Genomic DNA, 19,282 nt, shown 5'->3' with positions numbered 1-19,282 from the left:
GATGGCTGGACCGATGGACTTCCTGCGCACGAACAATATGGCGCTCACCCAGCTCGGGCTTGGCCTCCTCTCGGGCCAAAACGCCCAGCAGCAGGCCGCGCTTGGCGCTCAAGGGCTTGCTCAGGGGATCAATACGAACAAGACGATGCAGTTCTTGGCGAAGTCGTATCCCGATCTCGCGCAGGCGGTGCAGTCGGGGGCCATGTCTCCGGGGGATGCATGGAAGATGGCCTATACGCAGAAGCTTGAAGCGGCCAAGCCGAAGAACAACTTCATGGCAGTCGGCAAGAACCTCTACAACGCTGAAACGGGCCAGTGGGTCACGCCACCGGCAGGTGTCGGCGGTGATGATGTGGAAGCCGGTCTCAACCTCGTTTACGGTCAAGACACTGAAGGGAACACGGTCGGCTTCCAGCCATTGAAGAGTGGCGGTCTGCGTCGTGTTGATGTCCCGGAAGGCGTCAGGCTTACCCCCGGCACGTCGTCGGTTGATCTTGGAACTTCGATCGGCATCCGCGACAACAAGAGCGGCGCGATCATCCAGCAAGTCCCGAAGGATCTCGCAGGCGCCGAACGCCAGAAGGAAATCGGAACTGCGGAAGGCAAGAACATCGCCGCTGCACCGGGTGACCTTCAGGCCGGCAGGAACGCCAAGGATATCATCACGCAGCTGAAGACCGATCCCAACCGGCAGGCTGGCACCGGTTGGAGCGGGTGGGCGTTCAACAGCGTTCCGGCTACTCCCGGCTACGACTACCAGAACAAGGTCAATCAGGCGAAATCCGGCGCGTTCCTCACGGCCATTCAGCAGATGCGCGGCCTCGGCGCCCTTTCGAACGCTGAAGGCGATGCGGCAACGAAGGCGGTCACCCGCATGGATACGGCGACCTCTGAAGAGGCGTTCGTCGAGGCCTTGAACGATTATGAAAAGATCATCGACCAAGGCATTGCCAGGGCACAGTCGCGCCTTCAAGGCGGATCCAGCGCCCCTGCGGCCACTCAAGGCGCTCGCCTTGGCGGAACAACAGGAAACGGCGTGAAGTGGAGCGTTGAATAATGGCGACACTCAACATCAACGGTCGCCGCGTCACTGTTGACGACGGTTTCCTTCAGATGACGCCCGAGCAGCAGAACGCCACGGTGGAAGAAATCGCGGCATCTCTGCCGGCCGGTTCCCAGCCACAGGATAAGCCCGCCGCTGGCCGTCATCTCTCCTATGAGGAGGGATTGAAAGAGCTTGAGAAGGAAGACCTGGGATCCGCCAGTGGCCGCGTAGGCGCAGGCCTGACCGGCATGCTTGAAGGCGTTCCGGTCCTCGGGCCCATGTTGCTCGGCGGCACTCAGCGAGGCGCTGCGGCTCTCACGTCGGCAATCGAGGGCAGCGACTACGACGAGAACGTGAAGGAAGCGCAGCGGATCTCTGAAGCCGCGAAGGAAAAGCACCCGCGCATCAATTTCGCTGGTCAGCTTGCCGGGAACGTTGGCTCTATGGCTGCGGGCGGGTCTACGGCTCTTGGGGCTCGTGCGCTCGGCATCACTGGCCGAAGCCTTGGAACGCGAGCCGGGGCATCATTGGCCTCTTCGGCGTTGATCTCGGGCGCTGACACGGCGGCTCGTGGTGGTGACGCAAAGGAAATTGTCGGTAGCGCAGCGATCGGCGGCGGCATTGGCGGGGCTATCCCGATTGTTGGTGCAGGTCTTCGCCGTCTTGGACAAGCCGCTGGTGAGCAAATATCTCCGTTCATCAATGCGGTTCGCAACCCTGCCCAAGAGGCAGAGAGGCGCGTCGGTGCGGCCATCACGCGCGATGTGAGCGCAAACCCGACCATGATCCTCAATCAGGCCGACGAGGCAGCAGCGCGCGCAAATAACATCCCGCTCGTGAATGCCGATCGGGGCGGCGAGACGACGCGGGCTCTTGCTCGGTCTGTTGCAAACCAGTCGCCCGAGGCACGTGCCATCATCGAGAACACGGCAAGTGATCGTTTCGGGGCGCAGAGCCAGCGCGCCATGAACTTCGTTCGCCGCCTTACTGGTGGGAATGCTGATGACCTTGCCTTTCAGGAGAACCTTCGGCAGACGGCACGTGCTACTAATGCTCCAGCCTACAACGCTGCCTACCGCGATCCGGCCGCGCAGCAGGTTTTTACGCCTCGCATCCAGCAACTAATGCAGTCGCCGACGTTCCGCCGAGCTGTTGATATGGTGCCGCGGAAGAGCGCCGATCGTGGCGCGGTATCTGGTGCCCGCGAGATCCCGAACCCCTTCACCCAGAACAGCCAAGGCCAATACGTTCTAAGACAGAGGGCTGATGGGACGCTTGTCTCGCCAAATCTCGAGTTTTGGGACCATGTGCAGCGCAACCTTCGCAGCTTCTCCGACAAGGCCGCAAGGGCCGGCGACAACACGACGGCTTCCGAGATCACGGCACTGAGGCAGGCGCTCAACGGCGACCTTGACACTGCCGTTCCTGCATTCCAGCGCGCGCGCCAAGGGGCTGCTGGCTTCTTCGGCGCTGACGACGCCGTTGATGCAGGTCGGAATTTTGCCAATACACCCCGCGGCATTCCAGAGGCACAAAGGGCTTGGCGAGGCTTCAACCCGACAGAGCGCCAGGCGTTTGCAACCGGATACGCTTCGGAGTTGATCGACAAGATTCGCGCTTCTCCCGATCGGACGAACGTCATCAGCACGATTTTCCGTAATCAGGCGTCTCGTGAGAGCATGGAGATGGTGTTTGGCCCGCAGCGCATGCGTCAGATCGAAGCCTACGTGCGCGTTGAGGATCTGGCCGACCGCTTGCGCGGTTCAATGGGGAACTCGACGACCGCGCGGCAGCTTGTGGAACTCGGGCTGGGTGCTGGTGCGGGCTATGCCTATACCGGAGATATATCGGGAGGCATCACAGGCGCCCTTCTGGCGCGTGGAACGCGAATGGTCGGTCAGCGCGCCGATGCTCGCGTAATGGAAAATATAGCCCGCCTCCTGTCTCAGGATAACCCGGGGGCGCTGCGAGGTGCAGTCCAGTTGGCCGCGCGCAATCCATCGTACATGCAGGCTCTCGACCGGTTGTCGAACGCCTTGGCAGTCCCGGCTAGGTCTGGGGCTCTTGCTACGGCTCAGTAGCCGAAGAACGACAGGATGAAGCCGCCGACATCTGAGGCGTAGTTGGCTTTCAACCACCAACCGAGCGGCAAAAGAAGGGCGGCGGCGATCAGGTAGCTGATGGTCGTGAGAGCGTCGGGTGTTTCGTTCATCCCCTCAACATACACGAGTGCACAAGGAAGTGAACAGCCATGGCGTCACGGCGTGAGCGCTTTTACAACGAGGCCTATAGCCAGGCACGGCAGGCAGGCTTGAACGATGCCCAGGCGCGTCTTGCCGCCTCTCAGGCTTCGCTAGAGACCGGCTATGGGCGCAGTGTCGTTGGCAACAACTACTTCGGCATTAAAGCCGGGTCGTCCTGGAATGGACCGACTGTCACGGCAGGCACCTGGGAAGACACTGCGAATGGCCCTGTCCGCGAGCGGGCTCGTTTCCGCTCCTATGAGAGCCCGGTCAATGCCTTTGGCGATTGGGCGCGCACTGTCAGCCGGAAATGGAGCGATGCCTTTACCGCCCCGACCTTCAACGAAGCCGTCGAAGGGCTGAATTACGGGCGTCAGGGCGGCTATGCCACCGATCGTAAGTACGGCTCGAAGCTCCGCGCGATCGACGCGAAGTACGGCCCTCAGGCCTCAGCCACTACCGGCATCATGTCAGCCGTCAACCCTCCAGCGAGTGCAACACCCATGGCAAGACCTATGAGCTTGGCCGAGCAATACGGCCTGTATGACGCAGGCCGAACGGCAGCCCGCGATATTGGTCTGTTGCGGCAGGACGTAGCCGCTCAAGACCCTATGGGCCAGTTGAAGCGAGATCTGATCGCACGAAACAAGGCTTATGAGATGGCGACGGCTCCCGCTCCCGGTGGCTTGCTCGAAGCCCTCCCGGAGGCCCCCGTGGCAACGGTCGGCGTCGAAGGCGCTGCTGGCTCTCCGGTCGTAACCGCCTACGATCAGGCCCCACAAGCAGATGCTTCGCCGTTCAATTCGGTCATGGGCAATCAGGGCCTTCTGTCTCCTCAAGAGCAAGAAATGATGGCCGCGCAGCAGGCTCGTGTTGCCGGAATGGGCCCGAACCGAAACGCACAGCTCGCCAAGGCGGCTAAAAAGGGTCTCGGCGCATTCGGCGGCGGTCTTCTCGGCGGGATGCTTCTCGGTCCGCTTGGCGCGGTCGCTGGTGGCCTTCTCGGGCCGACAATTCTCAATTCCGTCACGCAATCCCCGAACTTCCCAGCAGCCCCCCAGAACACGCCCAAGGGCGACGGGCGTCTGACCGACTATGGGCGGCAAGTGCAGCGCGAAAGCGGACAATTCGACCGGGCTGTTCGCTCCGGTTCCTCAGGCCTTTGGTGAGGTGAAACATGCCTAAGAATACGGTTCGCGATTGGGATTCCACCGCGGCAGACAATACTGACATCGCCGGAATTGGCATCCAGGGCACCAATCAGGTCAACAACTTTGACAATGCCCTGCGTACACTCATGGCCCAGATCGCCGACGTTGATGGGGGAGTCGCCCCGGTCAACGACACTTGGAGCTTTTGCGACCCCGCCGACCCCACAAAAATCTTCCGATTTGATGCCGGCGGCATTGGGGCCGCTACCACTCGCGTTGTCACCATACCAAATGCGAATCTGACGCTTGTCGGGGCCGATACAACGCAGACGCTCACGAACAAGACCTTTACCGACAACGTAACGAAGTTCGCGGATAATGCGGATGCGACAAAACTCGCTCAGTTCGAGTGCTCTGGCATCACCACCGCCACGACACGCACGTACACCTTACCGGATGCTTCGGGGACGCTTGCGCTGCTCGGTCTGGCTCAGGCATGGTCGGCAACGCAGACGTTTTCAGCGAACCCGGCCATCAGCAATTCCTCTCCCGTCCTTTCTCTGACCGACACGGATACGTCCGCCGTTTCGCAGTTGAGCGCAGCCAGCAGCGTCGGGAGTGTGGCACTAAACGCGGATTCTACGTCTGTAGGCTCTGCTCCTCAGGTTATCCTTCAGGTACGGAACACCAACAAACTTTCCATCGGCGAAACCACGGCAACTTTCAGCGTCGATATGTCCGCTCCTACGCTGAAATCGTCTACGACAGTCCTTTCGTCTGGCCTGTCGGCTCCGACAGATTTTGCGGTCTCTTCCACTGCAGGTCACTTCCTCGGGGATAACGCCAGCGCTTCCGGTTTTTCCCGCGGTGGTGGCCCCGCCGCCGCGATTCAGAGAAACACCAGCAACGGAACGGCTCTATTGTGGTTCCGCGCAACGACGCAGGTCGGCGATGTCTCGGTTACTGCCACGGCGACCACCTATAACACCACCTCAGACGGACGACTGAAAAGCAATCAGGTGCCGTTGGAGAGTTTCGTAGATCCAGGCGCCGTCATCGACGCTTTGCAGCCGAAAAAGTACGTATGGAACCACGTCCCCGGCGATATCGAGGGAGTCGGCTTTATCGCGCAGGAAGTTGCCAAAATCCTCCCCGAATGCGTCAACGTCGGCGACAGCGACTCGAGCAAGCGCCCCGGAGATGAGGGGTTCGAGCAATGGTCAGGCTCGTGGACGCCCATGATCCCCTACCTCGTGGCGGAAATCAAATCTCTCAGGGCCCGCATTGCGGCCCTCGAATCCGCCTGATCGTCTCTATTCCAGGGTTGAATTGAATGGCTAAGAACAGCGTTGCTGATTGGTCGGAAACGCCCTCTCAGAACCAGGATATTGCTGGTATCAGCATTCTCGGGACAGCCGTGGTCTCCGGCTTTGATGGTGCGTTCCGAACCCTCATGGCCCAGGCAAAGGCCGGATTTATGGAGGGCTCGAATGTTGCGACCAGAACAGCGTTAAAGGCCGTTGATTCGACCAAAGTCACGACCGCATATTTGCGCGAAGACGGTCGGGAAGGAACGTTCCTTTGGAGGTCTGGCGACTATTCAGCGGAGATCGCCGCGGATACGCAAGAGGGCGTGTACATCAAGGCTGATGCCATCGCTGCTACGTCTGGCGCCTGGGTGCGGGACTTTAACGGCACGGTTCGGCCTCAGTGGTATGGAGCCATTGGCGACGGTGTTGCCGATGACACAGCCGAAATCTCGGCGGCAATCGCTTCTGGCTTCAATGTCGATCTCAGCTGGGGCATTTATCGCATAACGTCGAAAATCACGTCTGCCGTTTCTGACCAAGACATATTTGCTCAAGGTTACCCGCGAGTGGGCAGCGATGCCGCTCGGTCGGCAACCATCCTCATCGACAATGGCAGCCTTGACTACGCCTTCCACTTTACCGGGACTAACGTTGTCGTCTCTGGCATCAAGTTCACCAGCAATGGCGCGACCACGGCAGAACCCCTTCTTTTTCAGAGACCAAGCGGTTCCGCTTCCGACGTTGACTGCCGCGTTTTCAATTGCGCGTTCGAAGGCGGTATCACTTTGGGGTGCACCGTCGTCGGTCGCGGCCTTCATGTCTTCAAATGCGAGTTTGGCAACCTTACGCGCGGCATTGCGATCGACGTTCCCGCAAGCTGGGTGCCGAACGGCGAAAGCAACGACCTTCAGGAAACGGCATGGCGTTCCTATGTCATCGAGGACTGCCTTTTCCACGGCACTGCAACCTGGGTGACGAACACCGGGACCAACAAGCAATACGTTCGCGCCATCATGATGAAGGGGAATCTGGGCGACATCGGCGGCTGCCCGTTTGAGGGCTGCTTGGTTGACAGCACCTATGACGCCAACAACTCGAATATCGGGGCGACCTCGGCAACCGTTCTGAAGCTTCATGCCGGTTCGCGCAACTCCACCGTCATCGGCGCCAGAGTTGGCGGCATCCTTGAGGGCGCGGCAAGCAGAATGCCGAACAACTGCGTTCAGGTCGCCACTTCCACGGCGAACCCGACGCGGGACCTAACGTTTATTGGGTCCTTCGGCCCTTGCCAACGTGACGGCTTGCAGTTCTTCGGTGAAGGCCCGATGTATGGGATAAAACTGATTGGCTGTTCTCTGGACAGGCCGGCACGGACAACCGGAGCTGGATATTCACCTATCAGCGTATTCGACAGCGGCGGCACTCTCACACGTGTTGAACTGGCTATCATCAACCTTTCTGCCGACCTAACGGGCACCGACAGTTCGTATATCGTCGGCGGGACCAATAGCGCAGCGATCGAAATCACTTGGATAGCCCCGCAGATCCGCGGCCGCGACATCCCGGTGGCGCAAAGCGCGGTCAAGGTTGCGCAATTTATTTCCGATACGAACCCTTTCCAGGCAACTTACTCGCGCAAGAACGGTACATGGGCGACTGACGGATCTGAGTGGTTCTACAGGCTCACTGCGCTCACTGCTGACGTATCTGGCGGCGGGGTCGGGATTGCCGGCTCGTGGACGCTCATCCCTCAGACGAGCACTGGGGCTGGCTCTTACTGGCGCATTGCCGCCAGCTCATCGACGACGCGCAACGTCCCCGCGCTTGATATCTTCAGCTCTGCTATGCTGCCTGTTTCTGACGTGGCCTACGATTTTGGCTCGACCACTTTGCGCTATCGAGCCGTGTATTCCAACCAGTTCGTTCTGGTCGATGGCATCACGGCTCCGGCCACAGTTACGGGCCATGCGGTGTTGTATGTGGATTCCGCCGATGGAGATCTGAAGATCAAGTTCGGAGATGGAACCGTGAAAACCATAGTGGTCGACACCTGATTGCAACCTTGCCACGCATCTGCTTAAAAGGCGTGGCAAGGGAGACAACCAACCAATGATTTTCGAACCGGAAGACCTGACTGAGGAAAAACTGAAGGCCCACGCACGTCGCGGGGTGTATGTCCTTCCAGACAAAATGACAGCGGGCTATCTGAAGCGGTTCGCATTTTCCCCTGATGTCGTTATCGACGTAGGCGTTTCGAGGGGCAGCGACTTTCTGTATGAGCTTTTCCCGAAGGCCAAGACGCTTCTGGTTGATCCGCTTCCGGACTTCGAAGCAAACATCAAGCGCAAATTCGGCGCCAAGTACGATTTCGAATTTTTCCACTGCGCAGCCGGTCGCGAACCAGGGAAAGCCTCTCTAAAGGTGCAGTCTGACAACGCCAGTAAGTCCACCCTGGCAGAGCCGACCCGCATCCAAGGGCAGAACACCGCCAAAGAGGTGGAGGTCGATATCCGAACGATCGACGACATCGCGAAGGACTTCGCCGGCAAGGTAGGCTTCAAGATCGACACTGAAGGTTTTGAGCTGGAGGTGCTTTCCGGTGCGACGGAAACACTGAAGCGCACCGAGTTTGTGCTTGCCGAAGTGTCGATCAAGACTCGCTTCGAGGGCGGCTACCGCTTCAGCGATATTGTCATGTTCATGCGCGAGAACGGGTTCGAGATCATCGAAACGCTAAACCCAGTATGGCGCGTGCACATGTTCTGGGATTGCCTCTTCGTAAAGGCCGACAGCCCTCTCTTCTCGTCCAGAGCCATCTGACGAAATAACCAGACCAAGCCGCCTCCAAGAGCCCCGCCATCGAGCGGGGTTTTTTCGTATCCAGAAAAAGGTGAACTCATGAACAGAGCCGCGTTTTACGCAGCACTGCGCGGACGCACGTCAGGCGTATTCGGAACCTCTCTCAGCCAAAAACAGGTCGATGGCGTCAATGCCATCCTCGACGAGGCTGAGAAGCGCGGCACAAGCCTCTTTCACCTCGCGGCTATTCTAGCTGAAGCCTATCACGAGACGGGCGGCGCAATGCAGCCCGTAGAGGAGAACCTGAACTATTCGGCACAGCGCATGACGCAGGTATGGCCGAACCGGTTCCCGACCGTCGCCAGCGCCAAGCCATATGCCAACAACCCGCGACGGCTTGCCAATAAGGTCTATGGCGGCAGGCTTGGGAATGACGGCCCGGATGACGGTTGGACATATCGGGGCAGGGGCCTCGCTCAGATTACCGGCAAGACGAACTATGCCAAGTTCGGGATCGCCGGCAACCCTGATGCCGCGAAGGACATGGCAACCGCCGTCCGCATCCTTTTCGACGGCATGGAGAAGGGTCTGTTCACCGGCCGCAAGCTGTCCGACTACGACTATATGCTGTTCGTCCAGCCCCCGAAGCCTGCATTCAAGTATTACGCCTCCCGCGCCATCATCAACGGAGATCTGGCTGCGAACGGCGGGGACATCGACAAATACGGTAAGGCATTCGAAAGCGCCCTCACTGAGGCGCGTTATCAACCGGCTTCACCCGGCGCTGAACCGACTTTAGCGCCGCCTAAGCCCGTCTCGCCTGCCAATTCAGAGCCTCCTACTACCGAAACGCACTGGCTAGCGCGTCTCCTCCAAGCCCTCGCAGCTCTCTTCAAGAGGAAATAGCCCTCATGCTCGCGTCTTATAACAAATTCATCGTGGCCCTCTCCATGGCCGTCCTTGAATGGATCCGCGTCACTTACAACATCGACCTCGGTCTTGATGAATCGACCATGACGGCCCTTGTCGGCGCGATCACGTCCATCCTTGTTTTTGCCATACCGAATAAGAGCCGACAGTAATGTTCAAGCTCCTCCTGTCGTTCCTCTCTGGCCCGCTCGACCGCATCCTCTCGACGATCGATAACAAGGTGGACAACGAGACGGCGCGCGAGGAGATCCGCAACAAGACGGTTTCGGCCTACGTCGAGCAGCTGGCCCGGGTGCAGACATCGCAATGGGGATGGGCGCCTTTGCTCTTCTATATCCCTGTCGGCTTCTGGTTCGCCTCGGTATGCGTCTACAGCGTCCTATGGTGCCGCTCATGTGCTTTCCCGCAAGACTGGTCGATCGCTGCCCTTCCTCCATCTCTGGACCCCTGGATTGGCGCTATCATCGGCTCTCTGTTCATCGGGAAGGCTGGCGAAACGATCCTCAAGGGCCTGCGTCGATGATCAAGCCCGCTCGCATCATCCTCCCCATCCTGATCGGCCTGCTCATCATATGCCTAGCCGGTCTCGTTCTCCTCACCATCTAAAGGACATGCAATGAAGGATATCTTTGAAGTAGCCATCGAAGGCGCTAAGGCTCAAACCGATCTCGACAAGCTCCTGACAAAAGCCATCAAGGCCGCTCGCCGGCTCGAAGAGGTCACAGAACGCGGAATAGAACTCGGCATGGTAAAGCCCATCCGCGGCAAGGTCCTCCTTTCCCAGGCTCGCGCTGCCACTGGTGCCGTATCCTCAGCGGCTTACGCCTTCGCTGTGCTTCACAAAGAACAGACTATGGTTTGTGCCGAAAATGGGTGCGATATTCCCCCGGTCACGTCAGTAGGCGGCGTAGTGGTGTTTGGTGGCGGCGATAGGTGATCCCTATGATCAATGATTTCCAGCTAGCGCTCCTGATCGGGGCGCTTATCACTGCGATCATCTCCTTCCACCTCCCGAGGGCGTGGAGATGGATTGCGGCCGGTTTCGTATCGTTCGCGGCCTCGACGGCCTACACCCGATACGGGCTGCCATATTACCCCGCATTCACCCTCGTTTGCGATGCTTCGGTGTGCCTGGCGGTATACGCTTGGGCTCGGGAGCGCTGGGAAGAGAGAATTTACAACATTTTCCAACTATCGGTGCTTATTAGCCTTCTCTACATGTCAAATGTCATTGCCGACCATTGGTTGTATATCGTATCTCTTGAACTACTCAATTGGGCTGCTCTGCTAACGATTGGCGGGACGGCCATCTGGGATAGGATCAAGGGCAATGCGGGCAACCCTCATGATCGCAGGTGGGCTAATCTTCATCGCTCTCACATTGCTCTACGCGCGTCTCGCCGCTCGCATCCGTGGCATAAGAGCTAATGATGGACGACGGTCTCGTTCCTAAGCTCCTGGGTGTCTTCTCAGGGGCATTCCTCGCCCTCGTCTTCGATCCACCTCGTACCCGCTCAGGGTTCGCCCGCCGCTTCGCTGCTTCCATCGTCTTCGGCTACATCTTCGGCCCAATGGTCCTCGACTTCATGGATTGGCAGGTTCAGTACGACAACGTTGTGGCTGCCTTCTGCACTGCCTCATTCGTGAGCTGGTCTGCTATGGGGCTCATCCGCAAGGCCGTCGATAATTATAAGAAGGAGGGATGAGAACGAATCAGGACTCGGGTGTGTCAATTTTGTGCCAATCCGGCTGACACGTTCTGGAATCGTTCTGACGACTTCTGTTCAAACTTGCAGGGCTTTCATTTTGGCTATTGCGGAATTCCGGGCTTTCCAGTAGCTACAGCGGCGGGACACCCTTCCCCAACGAAGGGCTATCTATCTGGAAGGATAGCACATGGCAAAGCCTGCACAGCCGGACCTCCGTCCGAACAATACCCATTTCTCTTCTGGCCCTTGCTCGAAGCGCCCCGGTTGGACGCTCGACGCTCTCTCCGATGCTCCGCTCGGTCGTTCGCACCGCGCCAAGATCGGCAAGACGAAGCTGAAGCAGGCCATCGATCTTACCCGTGACATTCTTGAAGTGCCGGCCGACTACCGTATCGGTATCGTGCCCGCTTCCGACACCGGCGCCGTCGAAATGGCGCTCTGGTCGCTGCTCGGTCCGCGCGGCGTCGACATGGTCGCCTGGGAAAGCTTTGGCGCCGGCTGGGTGACCGACGTGGTCAAGCAGCTGAAGCTCGCCGACGTACGCAAGTTCGAAGCCGGTTACGGCGAACTTCCCGACCTTTCGAAGGTCGATTTCGACCGCGACGTGGTCTTCACCTGGAACGGCACGACCTCGGGCGTGCGTGTGCCCAACGGCGACTTCATCCCGGCTGACCGCAAGGGCCTGACGATCTGCGATGCGACCTCTGCCGCGTTTGCGCAGAACCTCGATTTCGCCAAGCTCGACGTCGTCACTTTCTCCTGGCAGAAGGTTCTTGGCGGAGAGGGCGCCCATGGCGTCATAATCCTGTCGCCGCGCGCCGTCGAACGGCTGCTGACCTACGTGCCGGCCTGGCCGCTGCCGAAGATCTTCCGCATGACCTCGGGCGGAAAGCTGATTGAAGGCATCTTTACCGGCGAAACCATCAACACGCCGTCGATGCTTTGCGTCGAAGATTACATCGATGCGCTGCTTTGGGCGCAGCAGGTCGGCGGGCTCAAGGGCCTGATGGCCCGGGCTGATGCCAATGCGCAGGCAATCTTCGATTTCGTCGCCGCCAACGATTGGATCGCAAACCTGGCGGTCAAGGACGAGACCCGCTCCAACACCTCGGTCTGCTTGAAGATCGTCGACAAGGACGTGCTCGCGCTCGACGCCGACGGACAGGCGGCCTTTGCCAAGGGCGTGGTTGCGCTCCTCGAAAAGGAAGGCGTCGCCTTCGACATCGGCCATTACCGCGATGCCCCGTCCGGTCTTCGCATCTGGGCCGGCGCCACGATCGAGGCCGCCGACATGACGGCGCTGATGCCATGGCTAACCTGGGCTTTCGAGAGCCAGAAGGCAACGCTGGCACAGGCCGCGGCCTGATCGGACAAAGGGTGAGGACAATGAACTTCGCCCGCATCTCACACTGATTTGAGTGATCCGCTTCGCTCCCCATGGGAGCGAGGCCTGGCTACCCGCATTCCCATTCAGACCTGATCTTTAAGGAGGCCTCCCATGGCACCTCGTGTTCTCGTATCCGACGAACTGTCGGAAACCGCCGTCCAGATCTTCCGCGACCGCGGCGTCGAAGTCGATTTCCAGCCGAAGCTCGGCAAGGACAAGGACAAGCTCGCCGAAATCATCGGTAACTATGACGGTCTTGCCATCCGTTCCGCCACCAAGGCGACGGAAAAGCTGATCGCCGCTGCGACCAACCTCAAGGTCATCGGCCGCGCCGGCATCGGCGTCGACAATGTCGACATCCCGGCCGCTTCGCGCCGCGGTATCATCGTGATGAACACGCCCTTCGGCAACTCGATCACGACCGCCGAACACGCGATTGCGCTGCTCTTTGCCGTTGCCCGCCAGCTTCCGGCTGCCGACACCTCGACGCAGGCAGGCAAGTGGGAGAAGTCCCGCTTCATGGGTGTCGAAATCACCGGCAAGACGCTCGGCGTCATCGGCGCCGGCAACATCGGCTCGATCGTCTGCTCGCGCGCCATTGGCCTGAAGATGCATGTGCTTGCCTACGACCCGTTCCTCTCCAAGGAGCGCGCCGAGGAAATGGGCGTCACCAAGGTCGAACTCGACGAACTGCTCGCCCAGGCTGACTTCATCACCCTGCACGTGCCGCTGACCGACAAGACCCGCAACATCCTGAGCGCCGAAGCGCTTGCCAAGGCCAAGCCCGGCGTGCGCATCGTCAACTGCGCCCGCGGTGGTCTCGTCGACGAGAAGGCGCTTGCAGAAGCGATCAAGTCGGGCCATGTCGCCGGCGCCGGTTTCGACGTTTTCGAGGTCGAACCCGCAACCGAAAGCCCGCTCTTCGGCCTGCCGAACGTCGTCTGCACGCCGCATCTCGGCGCTTCGACCACGGAAGCCCAGGAGAACGTCGCGCTGCAGGTGGCCGAACAGATGTCGGACTACCTGGTCAAGGGTGCGGTCTCCAACGCCATCAACATGCCGTCGATCACCGCTGAGGAAGCGCCGATCCTCAAGCCGTTCATCCGGCTTGCCGATGTTCTCGGCGCCTTCGTCGGTCAGGTGACCGAAAGCGCGATCAAGGAAATCGAGATCCTCTATGACGGCTCGACCGCCGGCATGAACACCAAGGCGCTGACGAGTGCTGTGCTTGCCGGTCTGATCCGGCCGCAGGTCGCCGACGTCAACATGGTTTCGGCGCCGGTCATGATCAAGGAAAAGGGCATCATCCTGTCCGAGGTCAAGCGCGACAAGACCGGCGTCTTCGACGGCTACATCAAGCTGACGGTGAAGACGGCGAACCAGACGCGGTCGGTCGCCGGCACGGTGTTCTCGGACGGCAAGCCGCGTTTCATCCAGATCAAGGGCATCAACCTCGATGCGGATGTCGGCAACCACATGGTCTACATCACCAACACCGACGTTCCCGGCATGATCGGCTTCATCGGCATGACGCTCGGCGATGCGGGCGTCAACATCGCGAACTTCCAGCTCGGCCGCGAGAAGGAAGCCGGTGACGCGATCGCGCTGCTCTACGTCGATGGCGCTGTTTCCGAGGCCGTGCTTGACAAGCTGCGTGCCAATCCGGCAATTCGCCAGGCAAAGCCGCTGGTCTTCAACATCGATTGATACCAGCCCAGCAAGTGGCAGCACGGTCTGCCACTTTGCCGACCCACTCGCGGGACATATCGAGGACGCACCGGCCGACCGCCGGTGCGTTTTCCTGTTTCGAACGCATGTGACGAGATATGACCGAAATGACATTCCGCTGGCGTGAGGCAAGCCTGCCCGACCTCGCATCCGTATCGGAGATCCAGCTCGTGGTTCACCAGGCCTTTCCCGAGGATGACGCCGTGCTCGCCGACCGCATCGCGCTCAGCCCTGCCGGTTTTTTCATGCTGGACTCAAAGGGCCTGTCGCGCGGCTATGTGTTGAGCCACCCCTGGCTTCGCGGTGCGCCGCCGTCGCTGAACAGCATGCTTGGCGAAATCCCTGAGGCTGCCGATACCTGGTACATCCATGACCTCGCCCTTCTGCCCGAAATGCGTGGCTCCGGGGCAGGGGGCGGCGTGTTGCCGATGCTTGCCGATGTTGCACGGACGGAAGGGTTCCGGTCGATGTCGCTCGTTTCCGTCAACGGATCCCGCCGCTTCTGGGAGCGACAGGGCTTCGAGGTTCGCATGGACGAACGGCTGGTGCAGAAGCTTTCAAGTTATGGCGATGATGCGCTCTATATGGAGCGGCATCTCGTCTGAATGAAAATGGCGCCGATTGGCGCCATTTTCGTCTCGGGATGGATCAAGCTGCGCGCTGCGCAGCGGACCGCCATACCTTCTCCTCGACGGTAAACTGGGCGAGCCGACCGGATAGCACGTTGCTTTCGCCGGCGAGCGCCTGGCTTGCGGCCGAGGTCTGCTCGACCATGGCGGCGTTTTGCTGGGTCATCTGGTCCATCTGGTTGACGGCGGTGTTGATCTCCCGCAGCCCGACCGACTGTTCGCGGGCGGCCGTCGCAATGGCGACGATGCGGTCGTTGATCTCGTTGACCCGCCGCTCGATGTCGCCGAGCGCCGAGCCGGTCGCCTCGACCAGACGCACGCCGGCCGAAACCTCGACACCCGACGCGGTAATGAGCCCCTTGATCTCCTTGGCCGCCGTTGCCGAACGCTGCGCCAGTTCCCGCACCTCCTGCGCGACAACGGCAAAGCCCTTGCCGGCATCACCGGCGCGTGCCGCCTCGACGCCGGCGTTCAGCGCCAGGAGGTTCGTCTGGAAGGCGATGTCGTCGATGACGCCGATGATCTCGCCGATCTTCGAAGACGAGTTTTCGATGCGGCCCATGGCGGTGATTGCGTCGCGAACGACCTCGCTCGAGGTGGCCGCACCCTTGCGGGCCTCCGCGACCATGCGGGTCGCCTCCTCGGCGCGGTTGGTGGAGTTCTGAACTGCTGAGGTGATCTCGTCGAGGGCGGCTGCGGTTTCTTCGAGCGACGCTGCCTGCTGCTCGGTGCGCTGCGACAGGTCGTTGGCTGCCCTGCTGATCTCATTGGCATTGCCGGTGACAACTGAGGTGGAATCGGCGATCGCGCTCACCGTCGAGCGAAGTGCGGCGACGGCGGTGTTGAAGTCCTGGCGCAGCTTTTCGTAGTCGGCGCCGAGATCGGGGACATGGGTCGTCAGGTCGCCGCTCGCGAGCCGCTCGAGCGCACCGCCGATCGTGCTGACGACATGGGCTTGCACGCGGGCGGTCGCCTGCTGCATTTCCTCGTTGGCGCTGCGCTCGCCGTCGAGCGCCACCTGCTGTTCGCGCTGGCGAACTTCGAGCGCGTTGCGCTCGATCACCGAGGCGCGCAGCACGACGAGGGCATCGGCCATGTGGCCGATCTCGTCGCGGCGGTCGGTATCCGGAACTTCCGAACGGGTGTCGTTGTTCGATACTTCGAGCATCACGTCTTTCAGCCGGTTGATCGGCCGGCTGATCGAGCGGCCGATCGCCATGGCGGCAGCAAGCGTCGCGATCGCGGCGATCGCCGTGGTGATGATCGTCATCAGCAGAGACGCATTGTACTTGGCGGCGAGATCGTCGGCATAGACACCGGTGCCGACGCCCCAACCCCAGGGTTTGAAGCCCTGAATGTAGGAGTACTTCTCGACCGGCTCCTCGTGGCCGGGCTTGTCCCAATAGTAGTTGACGATGCCGCTGCCGGGGTTCTGCGCCAACGCGATGAGCTCGACGTTAAAGGCTTTGCCGTTGGTATCCTTGAGGCCGCGCACGTCGGTGCCGACGAGCTTCTTGGCGAGCGGGTGGGCGATCATCATGCCGTCGAAGCCGTTGATGAAGAAGTAGCCGTCCTGGCCGAAGCGCATGGCCATAACGGCGGAAATAGCGCGGCTCTGGGCTTCCTCATGCGAGAGCGTGCCATTGCGCTCCTGCTCCTCGAAGCTTGCGATCGTCGAGATCGCCGCTTCGGTGACGTTGCGCAGCATCTGCCGGCGCTCGTCGCTGACTTCCGAGTTGGCGACTTGAGTCTTGTAGGCCATGGCGGCTGCCATGAAGACCAGCGCCATCGCCGTCAATAAGTAGATACGTGTCGAAATTCTAATATTTTTCACTGCCTTAGCCCCAAGGAAAATCCTGGCGGCGACAGAAACACCCATCTGCTAATCAAGCCTTAAGTCGCCTCCCGAGTTCTAGCGATTGCATCGCCCGAAACTTGCCCGGCAGGCGCGAGACTTCTCTAGCGCGGGCGACCTTTTTCGGCGATCGCGATCCCGCCGAGCACCAAGAGCAGGGCGACGAGGTGGAAGAGGTGGAAGGTCTCGCCGATCAGCATCACCGACAGCAGCGTGCCGAAAACGGGAATGGCGTTGATGAACAGGCCGGCGCGGTTGGCGCCGATCATCTCGACACCGCGCACATAAAGCACCTGCGACATCAGCGACGGGAAGATCGCGGCATAGAGAACGATGACCCAGCCCGTGGTATCTGGGACTATCGCCGTGCCTGTGCCGATCTCCCAGAACAACAGCGGGATGGCGCTCAACAGCGCGCCGAAGGCGGGGGCGGCGATGAAGCTCTGCCAGTGCATGGTCGGCTTGTAGCGCAGCGCCACGGTGTAGCCGGCATAAACGATGCAGGCCGCGATCATCAGCGCATCGCCGAAGTTGAATTCGAGCGACAGCAGGCTGGTGACGTCGCCATGGGCCGCCGTCACCAGCACGCCGACGAGGGTGACGGTAAAGCCGATCACTTGGGCGATCGACGCCTTGGTGCGGAAGAGCACGAAGTTGAAGAGAAAGATCAGCATCGGGATGCCGGCCTGCAGAATGACGGCATTGATGGCGCTCGTATATTTGAGCGCCGAGTAGAGCAGGGCATTGAAGGTGGTGAAGCCGATCGCGCCATAGGCAAGAAGTTGCAGCCAGTGCTTGCGGATCTTGTCCCAGTCGCGGCGGATCTGCGGCGTCATCAGCACCAGGATGACGATGAGCGCGAAGACCCAGCGCAGGGTCGTCAGCATCATTGGGCTCACATGGCCAACGGCCATCTTTCCGGCGACGGAGTTGCCGCCCCAGAAGAGAGCGGTGATGCACAGATAGAAGTAGGCCCTGGAATTCACGATGCTCAGACCTGCATGGGGATGGCGACCGGCTGTCGCGATGGCGGGAGAGCGCAAGATATAGGCTCTAAATCCCGGCCTTGTCATGCAAAAAGGGCGGAACGCCCGACATAACGGGGTCGCTTTCCAGATGACAACACAGTATAGATGCGCGGGTTTGAGAACAGCGCAGCCTCGGTTGCGCGCCTGAACAGGAAGAGAATTATGACGAATGTCGTAGTGGTCGGCTCCCAATGGGGTGACGAAGGCAAAGGCAAGATTGTGGATTGGCTCTCCGAGCGCGCGGATATCGTCGTGCGCTTTCAGGGCGGTCACAATGCCGGCCATACCCTGGTGATCGACGGCGTCAGCTACAAGCTGTCGCTCCTGCCCTCCGGCGTCGTGCGTCCCGGCAAGCTTGCCGTCATCGGCAACGGCGTCGTGATCGATCCGCACGCGCTGATCGCCGAAATCGACAAGCTCGGCAAGCAGGGCATTGCGATCACGCCGGACAATCTGCGCATCGCCGACAATGCCACCCTGATCCTGTCGCTGCACCGCGAGCTCGACGGCATCCGCGAGGACGCCGCCTCCAACAGCGGTACGAAGATCGGCACCACGCGCCGCGGCATCGGTCCGGCTTACGAAGACAAGGTCGGCCGTCGCGCCATCCGCGTCATGGATCTTGCCGACCTCGACACGCTGCCGGCCAAGGTCGATCGCCTGCTGACGCACCACAACGCGCTGCGCCGCGGCCTCGGCGAAGCCGAGATCAGCCATGACGCGATCATGCAGGAGCTTTCGTCGGTCGCCGCCAAGGTGCTGCCGTTCATGGACACCGTCTGGGTGCTGCTCGACAAGGCTCGCCGCAAGGGCGCCCGCATCCTGTTCGAAGGCGCGCAGGGCACGCTGCTCGACATCGACCACGGCACCTATCCGTTCGTCACCTCGTCGAACACGGTCGCCGGCCAGGCTGCCGCCGGCTCGGGCATGGGTCCGGGTTCGCTCGGCTATATCCTCGGCATCACCAAGGCCTATACGACGCGTGTCGGCGAAGGTCCGTTCCCGACTGAGCTTACCGATGAAATCGGCCAGTTCCTCGGTGAAAAGGGCCATGAATTCGGCACGGTCACGGGTCGCAAGCGTCGCTGCGGCTGGTTCGATGCGGCTCTGGTGCGCCAGTCGGTCGCCGCCAACGGCATCACCGGCATCGCGCTTACCAAGCTCGACGTTCTCGATGGTCTCGACGAACTGAAGATCTGCATCGGCTATACTCTGGATGGGCAGCAGATCGACCATCTGCCGGCAAGCCAGGCGCAGCAAGCTTCGGCAAAGCCAGTGTATGTTACGCTTGAAGGATGGAAAGAATCGACGGTTGGCGCGCGCAGCTGGGCAGATCTTCCGGCGCAAGCGATCAAGTATGTCCGCCAGGTGGAAGAACTGATCGGTGCACCGGTTGCTCTTCTTTCGACCAGCCCGGAGCGGGACGACACAATACTTGTGACGGACCCCTTTGAGGACTAGTGTCGGC

General features: G+C 60.5%; 18 protein-coding genes. 15 read left to right on the top strand and 3 right to left on the bottom strand.

Annotated features, from left to right (window positions below; all coding sequences use genetic code 11):
- Nucleotide 1: 1 nt before the first annotated feature.
- Both FA04_RS14555 and FA04_RS14550 read left to right on the top strand, forming a co-directional pair.
- Entirely contained in the window at nucleotides 2–1,057 is a 1,056-nt protein-coding gene (locus FA04_RS14555) for a hypothetical protein (protein WP_156552991.1), read from the top strand.
- Nucleotides 1,057–3,126: a hypothetical protein gene (locus tag FA04_RS14550; RefSeq protein WP_034806392.1), complete on the top strand. Its 2,070-nt coding sequence runs from the start codon at nucleotides 1,057–1,059 to the stop codon at nucleotides 3,124–3,126. Before FA04_RS14555 ends, FA04_RS14550 begins: the two co-directional genes overlap by 1 nt.
- Here FA04_RS14550 and FA04_RS35180 read toward each other — a convergent pair.
- A complete protein-coding gene (locus FA04_RS35180; protein ID WP_156552989.1) occupies nucleotides 3,120–3,257 on the bottom strand; it encodes a hypothetical protein in 138 nt (45 codons plus the stop codon). The two genes, FA04_RS14550 and FA04_RS35180, sit on opposite strands and share 7 nt — an antisense overlap.
- A gap of 39 nt (nucleotides 3,258–3,296) precedes the next feature.
- On the opposite strand from FA04_RS35180, the gene FA04_RS14545 reads away from it, so the two are divergent.
- The 12 genes from FA04_RS14545 (at nucleotide 3,297) to FA04_RS14490 (ending at nucleotide 14,907) form a co-directional block, all read left to right on the top strand.
- Nucleotides 3,297–4,457 carry a glucosaminidase domain-containing protein gene (locus FA04_RS14545; RefSeq protein WP_051659740.1) on the top strand — a complete coding sequence of 387 codons (1,161 nt, stop codon included), beginning with the start codon at nucleotides 3,297–3,299 and terminating at the stop codon, nucleotides 4,455–4,457.
- An 8-nt stretch (nucleotides 4,458–4,465) separates the two neighbouring features.
- Nucleotides 4,466–5,746, top strand: coding sequence for a tail fiber domain-containing protein (locus FA04_RS14540; protein WP_034806395.1), 1,281 nt, complete (start codon nucleotides 4,466–4,468; stop codon nucleotides 5,744–5,746).
- A gap of 26 nt (nucleotides 5,747–5,772) precedes the next feature.
- Nucleotides 5,773–7,803, top strand: a complete 2,031-nt coding sequence (locus FA04_RS35810; protein WP_034806398.1) for a hypothetical protein — start codon at nucleotides 5,773–5,775, stop codon at nucleotides 7,801–7,803.
- A gap of 55 nt (nucleotides 7,804–7,858) precedes the next feature.
- Entirely contained in the window at nucleotides 7,859–8,569 is a 711-nt protein-coding gene (locus FA04_RS14530; RefSeq protein ID WP_034806409.1) for an FkbM family methyltransferase, read from the top strand.
- Between the two features lie 78 nt (nucleotides 8,570–8,647).
- Entirely contained in the window at nucleotides 8,648–9,454 is an 807-nt protein-coding gene (locus tag FA04_RS35655) for a hypothetical protein (RefSeq protein WP_051659741.1), read from the top strand.
- Nucleotides 9,455–9,459: 5 nt separating this feature from the next.
- Complete coding sequence (locus FA04_RS35165; RefSeq protein WP_156552987.1) at nucleotides 9,460–9,630, top strand: hypothetical protein; 171 nt, start codon at nucleotides 9,460–9,462, stop codon at nucleotides 9,628–9,630.
- Nucleotides 9,630–10,001, top strand: coding sequence for a hypothetical protein (locus FA04_RS14520; protein WP_034806412.1), 372 nt, complete (start codon nucleotides 9,630–9,632; stop codon nucleotides 9,999–10,001). Before FA04_RS35165 ends, FA04_RS14520 begins: the two co-directional genes overlap by 1 nt.
- 93 nt (nucleotides 10,002–10,094) lie before the next feature.
- Nucleotides 10,095–10,415, top strand: a complete 321-nt coding sequence (locus tag FA04_RS14515; RefSeq protein ID WP_034806415.1) for a hypothetical protein — start codon at nucleotides 10,095–10,097, stop codon at nucleotides 10,413–10,415.
- A 493-nt stretch (nucleotides 10,416–10,908) separates the two neighbouring features.
- Nucleotides 10,909–11,184, top strand: a complete 276-nt coding sequence (locus tag FA04_RS14505; protein WP_156552985.1) for a hypothetical protein — start codon at nucleotides 10,909–10,911, stop codon at nucleotides 11,182–11,184.
- Nucleotides 11,185–11,374: 190 nt separating this feature from the next.
- Complete coding sequence (locus FA04_RS14500; protein WP_034806423.1) at nucleotides 11,375–12,553, top strand: phosphoserine transaminase; 1,179 nt, start codon at nucleotides 11,375–11,377, stop codon at nucleotides 12,551–12,553.
- Nucleotides 12,554–12,685: 132 nt separating this feature from the next.
- Nucleotides 12,686–14,281 carry a phosphoglycerate dehydrogenase gene (gene serA, locus FA04_RS14495; protein WP_034806426.1) on the top strand — a complete coding sequence of 532 codons (1,596 nt, stop codon included), beginning with the start codon at nucleotides 12,686–12,688 and terminating at the stop codon, nucleotides 14,279–14,281.
- A 119-nt stretch (nucleotides 14,282–14,400) separates the two neighbouring features.
- Complete coding sequence (locus FA04_RS14490) at nucleotides 14,401–14,907, top strand: GNAT family N-acetyltransferase (protein ID WP_034806429.1); 507 nt, start codon at nucleotides 14,401–14,403, stop codon at nucleotides 14,905–14,907.
- A gap of 43 nt (nucleotides 14,908–14,950) precedes the next feature.
- On the opposite strand, the gene FA04_RS14485 is transcribed toward FA04_RS14490, so the two are convergent.
- Nucleotides 14,951–16,765, bottom strand: coding sequence for a methyl-accepting chemotaxis protein (locus FA04_RS14485; protein ID WP_034806432.1), 1,815 nt, complete (start codon nucleotides 16,763–16,765; stop codon nucleotides 14,951–14,953).
- A 125-nt stretch (nucleotides 16,766–16,890) separates the two neighbouring features.
- Nucleotides 16,891–17,772, bottom strand: coding sequence for a DMT family transporter (locus FA04_RS14480; RefSeq protein ID WP_034806435.1), 882 nt, complete (start codon nucleotides 17,770–17,772; stop codon nucleotides 16,891–16,893).
- 204 nt (nucleotides 17,773–17,976) lie between these two features.
- On the opposite strand from FA04_RS14480, the gene FA04_RS14475 reads away from it, so the two are divergent.
- Nucleotides 17,977–19,275 carry an adenylosuccinate synthase gene (locus FA04_RS14475; protein ID WP_034806437.1) on the top strand — a complete coding sequence of 433 codons (1,299 nt, stop codon included), beginning with the start codon at nucleotides 17,977–17,979 and terminating at the stop codon, nucleotides 19,273–19,275.
- The last annotated feature ends 7 nt before the right edge of the window (nucleotides 19,276–19,282 follow it).

This window comes from Ensifer adhaerens (assembly GCF_000697965.2).
Lineage (GTDB): Bacteria > Pseudomonadota > Alphaproteobacteria > Rhizobiales > Rhizobiaceae > Ensifer > Ensifer adhaerens.
Note: the sequence above shows the minus strand (reverse complement) of the source record. Positions and strands in the feature narration are given on the sequence as shown.

Bases quoted from the DNA above. Each gene is read 5' to 3' on its own strand.
- FA04_RS35180 (WP_156552989.1), bottom strand. From the start codon at position 3,257: ATGAACGAAACACCCGACGCTCTCACGACCATCAGCTACCTGATCGCC.
- serA (WP_034806426.1), top strand. From the start codon at position 12,686: ATGGCACCTCGTGTTCTCGTATCCGACGAACTGTCGGAAACCGCCGTC.
- FA04_RS14545 (WP_051659740.1), top strand. From the start codon at position 3,297: ATGGCGTCACGGCGTGAGCGCTTTTACAACGAGGCCTATAGCCAGGCA.
- FA04_RS14500 (WP_034806423.1), top strand. From the start codon at position 11,375: ATGGCAAAGCCTGCACAGCCGGACCTCCGTCCGAACAATACCCATTTC.
- FA04_RS14490 (WP_034806429.1), top strand. From the start codon at position 14,401: ATGACCGAAATGACATTCCGCTGGCGTGAGGCAAGCCTGCCCGACCTC.
- FA04_RS35165 (WP_156552987.1), top strand. From the start codon at position 9,460: ATGCTCGCGTCTTATAACAAATTCATCGTGGCCCTCTCCATGGCCGTC.
- FA04_RS35810 (WP_034806398.1), top strand. From the start codon at position 5,773: ATGGCTAAGAACAGCGTTGCTGATTGGTCGGAAACGCCCTCTCAGAAC.
- FA04_RS14515 (WP_034806415.1), top strand. From the start codon at position 10,095: ATGAAGGATATCTTTGAAGTAGCCATCGAAGGCGCTAAGGCTCAAACC.
- FA04_RS14520 (WP_034806412.1), top strand. From the start codon at position 9,630: ATGTTCAAGCTCCTCCTGTCGTTCCTCTCTGGCCCGCTCGACCGCATC.
- FA04_RS14540 (WP_034806395.1), top strand. From the start codon at position 4,466: ATGCCTAAGAATACGGTTCGCGATTGGGATTCCACCGCGGCAGACAAT.
- FA04_RS14530 (WP_034806409.1), top strand. From the start codon at position 7,859: ATGATTTTCGAACCGGAAGACCTGACTGAGGAAAAACTGAAGGCCCAC.
- FA04_RS14550 (WP_034806392.1), top strand. From the start codon at position 1,057: ATGGCGACACTCAACATCAACGGTCGCCGCGTCACTGTTGACGACGGT.
- FA04_RS14475 (WP_034806437.1), top strand. From the start codon at position 17,977: ATGACGAATGTCGTAGTGGTCGGCTCCCAATGGGGTGACGAAGGCAAA.
- FA04_RS14555 (WP_156552991.1), top strand. From the start codon at position 2: ATGGCTGGACCGATGGACTTCCTGCGCACGAACAATATGGCGCTCACC.
- FA04_RS14505 (WP_156552985.1), top strand. From the start codon at position 10,909: ATGGACGACGGTCTCGTTCCTAAGCTCCTGGGTGTCTTCTCAGGGGCA.
- FA04_RS35655 (WP_051659741.1), top strand. From the start codon at position 8,648: ATGAACAGAGCCGCGTTTTACGCAGCACTGCGCGGACGCACGTCAGGC.